Origin of the sequence: Neisseria sicca VK64, from assembly GCF_000260655.1 — a bacterium.
Lineage (GTDB): Bacteria > Pseudomonadota > Gammaproteobacteria > Burkholderiales > Neisseriaceae > Neisseria > Neisseria sicca_B.
This window is the reverse complement of the sequence record NZ_AJMT01000076.1, coordinates 38,518-44,616: the sequence shown is the minus strand read 5'-3', so window position 1 is coordinate 44,616 and position 6,099 is coordinate 38,518. Positions and strand designations below refer to the sequence as shown.

Sequence of the window (6,099 nt, the reverse complement as noted above, 5' to 3'; positions counted from 1 at the left end):
TAAGCCCAATCGGGCAACAGTCCGATAACGAAAAATCCCGATACGGCAAAATGCCTGCGTATGCGTGTTTATAGTGGATTAACTTTAAACCAGTACGGCGTTGCCTCGCCTTGTCGTACTATCTGTACTGTCTGCGGCTTCGTCGCCTTGTCCTGATTTAAATTTAATCCACTATATTTTATGGGGAGGATTGCTCGAAATTTAATTGTCGGATGGCGCAGACCGCTTATAAATAAAGGGATTGTGCAATTGAAAACTGTATGATTTCAAATTGTAAATTAATCTTTTAAATGACGTTTGGTTTTTAAAACGACCGTTTGTTAGAAAGTTAAGACGGGCGCATTTTTAAATAATAAGATACGGGAAATTATCACAGGGAAAAAAAATGTTATTGTTAGTATTATTTTGCATGATACTTTGTCTGCTTGTAATTGCTGCCTTTATCGTGGCATCAATTCGCAGAAAACGGTTTGCTTACGATGTCAGCCGCGATTACGAATACGGTCAATTGCCCAAGTCGGCGACAGTCAGTTTGCGTGAGGGCGAACTGATCTTGCCCGACACCATCGGCGCGAATGATACGGTAATCGCCAGAATCAACGTGAAATCAGGTTGGCTGGGCAGATTGGTGATGCCTTGGATCGGCGTCAAAACCAACCGCGGGGAATGGCGGGCGTATGTCGAACATGGCGGCAACGGCGCGCGCTACCTCAATTTGACCGATACCTTCGACGACGGCAGCAGAAAAATTACATTAAGCGGCAACCGCGTGTCCCTGCCTGATCAGGAAGTCGAATTGTCGGTTTATCCGCGTGAGTGTTTGAGCGGTAAAAAAATCCTGGTCCTTGCGCCCCATGCGGATGATGCGGAATTGGCGGCTTACGGATTATATGAAAAACATGCTGCCGATACGTTGGTGGTTACGATTACCGCAGGGGAGGGCGGCAGCTTCCATTACAACAATCTGTATGCGCGCAATCCCGAGCAAATGCAGGCGCAGTATCTGCAAAAGGGCAGGATGCGCGTATGGAACAGCCTGACCGTGCCGCTTTTGGCAGGCGTGTCGTCTGAAAACATTTTGCAGCTCGGCTATTTTGACAGCACATTGCAAGTCATGAAGCAGAATCCCGATGCCGATGTGAAGTCGACCAAACTGGATACGGCGGATGTCAATCTGTTCCGCCGTGCCAATACTTCGCCTTTATCCAAGGGTTTGAACGGCGGCTCGAATTGGCGCGGTTTGGTCAATAATCTGGCCTATATTATCGAGACCTTCCAGCCCGACATCATCGTCAGCCCGTCGCCCAATATTGACGCACACAAAGACCATCAATATACGACGATTGCTGCGGTTGAAGCGTTGAAACAACTGGATTATCGGAAAGGCTCGCTGTTTTTGCATACGCTGCATTTTTTGAGCGACGATTTCCCGATCGGCAAGTCCGGCTCGATGTTGAGCCTGCCGCCGATGTTCGGTCAGCCGTTCCATTTCCACTCCGTTTATTCCCTGCCTTTGAACAAGGAAGAGCAGAACCGCAAACTGCTGGCGCTGGACGCGATGAACGATATCCGCCCCAACGCCAACGGGTATGCGGACTGGAAAACCATGATATTCCGCGGCTTGAACGGCTTGCGCCATCATGTATTTGATATCGATAAGGATTTGGTCAACCGCTTTGTCCGCAGCAACGAGTTGTTTTACGTCGTTCCCGTCAGCGATGTGCATCAGGAAGACAGTTATCAAAAAATCGTCCAATGCGGCTGATTGGGTCGGGTTTCAAATCATTGCCTGCCTGAATGTCGGATAAAAAGAGAAATTGAGCGAAGTTCCGGCAAGGAGCAGGCTACTGCCGCATACGTTGGCAGTTGATATACAAAGGTCGTCTGAAAACCTATAATGGCAAGGATTTCACACCTGTTGCCCGCCATGCCGATTTACTTTATTTCCGATTTGCACCTGAGCGAATCCCATCCCGAATTGACCGAATTGTTTTTGCGCTTTATGCGCGAAAAAGCACCAAAGGCGCGTTCGGTTTATATTTTGGGGGATTTGTTTGATTTTTGGATAGGCGACGACGAACAATCCGAATTGACCCAAACCGTCGCGCAAGCGATTCAATCGGTCGTGCAGCGCGGGGTGGAATGTTTCTTTGTACACGGCAATCGGGATTTTTTGATCGGAAAGCAATTTGCAGCGCAATCCGGTATGAAGTTGCTGCCCGAATATGCGGTGGTCGATTTATACGGCAGCTCTGCCTTGATTTGTCACGGAGATACTTTGTGTATCGATGATGCGCGTTATCAGAAGTTCAGAAAGGTTGTTCACCAAAAATGGCTGCAACGCCTGTTCCTAAGCCTGCCGCTGGCCCTGCGCCTGAAAATCGCCCGCAAAATACGCCGAACCAGCAAACAGGGCAAACAATATAAAGCTGCCGAAATCATGGACGTCCAGCCGCAATTCACCGCAGACATTGTGCGTCGGCATCATGCCCAACTGTTGATTCACGGACACACCCACCGTGAGCATATCCATCAGGAAGACGGCTTTACCCGTATCGTGTTGGGGGATTGGAAGCCTGATTACGCTTCCATACTGGAGGTTGACGAACAAGGTTTTCGGTTTGTTCCTTTATAAATTTGCGGGGCGGTGGCGGGTAAAAATACAGGGGCTTGGGTTCAAGCTTTCATCTCGGTACGATATTTCAACTGTTCCGTATGGTTTGAATATGATTTGAATCACTAAAACATCGTCTCTTGTAAAACAGCTTCACTTTAAAGTCATCATCAAAAAGGTCGTCTGAAAACCCACAATCGGGTTTTCAGACGACCTTTCACTTTCTCAACTCAACATCAGAATTTCGCTTGCAGCCTCAACCAAGCGGTACGGCCGGGTTCGTCGACGCGCAAGGTTTGCGTGCCTGCTGAAGGGTCGCCGCCTTTGCTGACGAATTCGGCGTAGGTTTTGTTGAACACGTTGTCTATACCGGCCTGCAAGGTGGCGTATTTGCTGAATTTCCAGCCGGCATTGAGCGAGAGTACGCCGAAGCCGGAAGAGGCGCCGATGTCCTGTCCGACGATATTGCCTTGACCTTTGCTGTAACGGTTTTGTTTCGCCACGACGCGCCATAACGCGCCTGCGCTGAATTTGCCGTTGTCGAAGGCGAGGGTGTTGTTCCACTCGAGCGGCGGAGTTTGTGCCAAAGGTTTGCCGTCGGTGCGGTTTTTGCCGTGGGTGTAGGCGAGGCTGCTGCCGATTTCCCAATTAGGTGCAAACGTCCATTTGACTTCGGCTTCGCCGCCGAAACGAGAGGCTTTAACGTTGCGTACGCCTAAATCCGTGCCTTGGCGTTCGAGTATGATGAAGTTTTTGACATCGCTGCCGAATACGGATACGGAGGCATGGAGGTTGGGACGTTTCCAGATGATGCCCGCATCGATTTGGCGGTTTTGCTCGGGATGGATGATTTTCTTTTTGGCGCGCAGACGTTCCCAGTAGTCGGGCGAGCGTTCGGCAATACCGAATCCGGCGTAGTATTTCAAGCCGTTATCCGTATCACGTTCCCAACGTAAGAAACCGGAATTCAAGTTGAATTTCTGATGTTTCAAAGCGGGATCGGTTACGTCTGCGGAATCGTAATGCGCTTTGACACGGTCGTGGCGCAAGCCTGCTACCCAACGTTGTTTGTCGGTTTGCTGCCAAGCGGCTTCGGTGAAAATGCCCCATTGTTTGAAACTTTGATTGGGCATATAGGGCTTGTGGCGGTAACCGTCGCCGCCGCGCTCCATGCGGGCGACGTGTACGTCGTCCATATAATCTACGCCGGTTTGCAGGTTGAGATTATCCCAATCGAAGGTGGCTTTCAGACGACCTGTGTCGGTGTTGCGTTTGGGGTTGTTGGCGTTTTTAATCTGTTTGCCTGCCGGATTGCGGATGGTGCGCAGGCTGTATGTGTCCATGACGTGGTCGATTTCGCTTTCACCGTAGCGCAATTCGAGTTCGCTGAACCAAGGGGTGAGGTTGCGCTGGGTAAAGCGGACGTTCCATGCGTCGCGGTCGAATTTGCTGCCGTCCATCATGCGGTCGGCGTAGGCGACTTTGGCCCTGCTTCGTTCGTATGTGCCTGCGATGGTGGTGTTTTCGGTCGGGGTGATGCCCAGTTGCAGCATTTGGCTGTCGCGTTTGAAATGGGAGTGGACGCGTTTGCCGTCGCCGTCTTTGTAGTCGCCGGCTTCGTTATGGGAAATATTGCTGCGGACGTAGCCGTATTTGCCGCCGAACTCGGCTTCAAGCGAACCGTCGCGGCGGTCGTTGCTGCCTGCGGTCAGGGAGGCGTTGATGTTGTAGGGTTTTTCGCTGAAATCAGGGTCTTTGCGGATGAATTGTACCGAGCCGCTGACCAAACCCATGCCTTGGGTTACGGTTTGCGGGCCTTTGGTGACGACGACTTTGTCGAAAGAATTCGGGTGGATGTAGGCAGTCGGCGGGTCCATACGCATGCTGCAGCCGCCGTAAATAAACTGGTCGTCTGCGTTAATCGACAGGCGCGAACCGCCCAAACCGCGGAACAATGGATCGCCCGAGCTTCCGCCTTTGCGGATGATGCTCATGTTGGGCACGGATTGTAAAAGGTCCGCACCGTCTCCGGCAGGGAGGGGTTGCAAAGCAGCTTTGGGGTTGAAAGTAACGCTATTGGCTTTTTGTTGTTGTGTGCCGGTGACGGTAACGGGGGAAAGGATAACAGTTTCTTCGGGAACAGGGTCTGTGTCCGCCCAAGCCTGGGAGACGGCTAAGGCAATCGGCAGAAGGAGTAACTGGTGTTTCATTCTTAGAGCTCCTTTTATTGGTTTAGTTCATTGTGCGTAGTTAATTACTACTTTGGTAGTATAAAGAATGTCAGGTAGTTTGTGAGGAAGAAAACGGTTTTATTTAATTTAAGTCAATATTTTCGAGGCATAATTAAATTATTTGAATAATAGTAATAACAGTGTTGATTAATTGCCTGCTTTTCCATCTGGCAGGAAGAAGGGATAAGGCTGTTACGGGGATAAAGAGGGTGGTATTCGGGAGCGGGATGCAAATCTGTTTTGGTATGTTGATACGGCGTGTCCTTTGACATTCCGTTTGTAGTCATTACGATATTTCAAACAGCAAAAAGGTCGTCTGAAAATTTTTCAGACGACCTTGGTTTTAACGGGAAACTCCTGACCACCGATACAGACGGTTTATTTAAACCAACCCCTGACGCGCTCCAGCCCGCCGAAATTGATGCAGGCATCGGCGACTGCCTGCGCTTTCGGTTTGGCGCGGTAAGCTACGCCTACGCCGGCTTCTTTGAGCATCGGAATATCGTTCGCACCGTCGCCCATCGCCAACACCTGATGCGGCTGCAATCCGAGGCGGTCGCGGTATTCGCGCAATAAATCCACCTTTGCCTGCGCGTCGATGATTCTGCCTTTCAGACGACCTGTCAGCTTGCCGTTTTCAATTTCCAAAATATTGGCGTGTTGGTATTCGAAGCCGAGGCGTTGTTGCAGCCTTTCGGTGAAAAACGTGAATCCGCCCGACACCAGCATGAATTTCACGCCGTGCGCCTTACATTCGTCCAGCAAAAATTCCGCGCCGGGCGAGAGCCGCAAAACGTTTTCATAAACCTCCGTCAAAACCCGCTCGTCCAATCCCGCCAGCAGGGCGACGCGGCTGCGCAAAGACTGCTCGAAATCCAATTCACCGCGCATCGAGTGTTCGGTAATTTCCGCCACGCGGTCTTTCAAGCCGACGCCCGCCGCAATTTCATCGACGCATTCAATGGTAATCAGTGTCGAATCCATATCGCTGACAATCAGCCCGAGTTCGCCGAACGCCCTATCGGGCAAAACAGCGTGGTCGATTTGACGGCTGTCCAGCAACGCCGCGTCTGCCCCGTTTAAAGAAAAGCCTTCTTCAACGATAAAACGCATACGCTTTTCATCGGCGTAATCAGGCTCGGGCAGGCGGGAGAGGAGGGCGGAAGGCAGGGCTTCGGCGGAGGGGAATTGGAGGACGAGGGCGTGCGGCATGGCGGTGGCTCAAAAAATGCGGATTATATAGTGAAACAGTGA

The 6,099-nt window shown here is 51.0% G+C and carries 4 protein-coding genes; 2 read left to right on the top strand and 2 right to left on the bottom strand.

What is annotated here, in order from left to right; genetic code table 11:
• The first annotated feature begins 385 nt into the window (after window positions 1–385).
• Both HMPREF1051_RS04775 and lpxH read left to right on the top strand, forming a co-directional pair.
• A complete protein-coding gene (locus HMPREF1051_RS04775; protein WP_003765096.1) occupies window positions 386–1,765 on the top strand; it encodes a PIG-L deacetylase family protein in 1,380 nt (459 codons plus the stop codon).
• A gap of 162 nt (window positions 1,766–1,927) precedes the next feature.
• Window positions 1,928–2,635, top strand: coding sequence for a UDP-2,3-diacylglucosamine diphosphatase (lpxH, locus tag HMPREF1051_RS04770; protein WP_036491895.1), 708 nt, complete (start codon window positions 1,928–1,930; stop codon window positions 2,633–2,635).
• A 215-nt stretch (window positions 2,636–2,850) separates the two neighbouring features.
• On the opposite strand, the gene HMPREF1051_RS04765 is transcribed toward lpxH, so the two are convergent.
• Both HMPREF1051_RS04765 and serB read right to left on the bottom strand, forming a co-directional pair.
• Window positions 2,851–4,824 carry a TonB-dependent copper receptor gene (locus tag HMPREF1051_RS04765; RefSeq protein ID WP_003765101.1) on the bottom strand — a complete coding sequence of 658 codons (1,974 nt, stop codon included), beginning with the start codon at window positions 4,822–4,824 and terminating at the stop codon, window positions 2,851–2,853.
• 399 nt (window positions 4,825–5,223) lie between these two features.
• Entirely contained in the window at window positions 5,224–6,057 is an 834-nt protein-coding gene (gene serB, locus HMPREF1051_RS04760; protein ID WP_003765047.1) for a phosphoserine phosphatase SerB, read from the bottom strand.
• Window positions 6,058–6,099 lie beyond the last annotated feature (42 nt).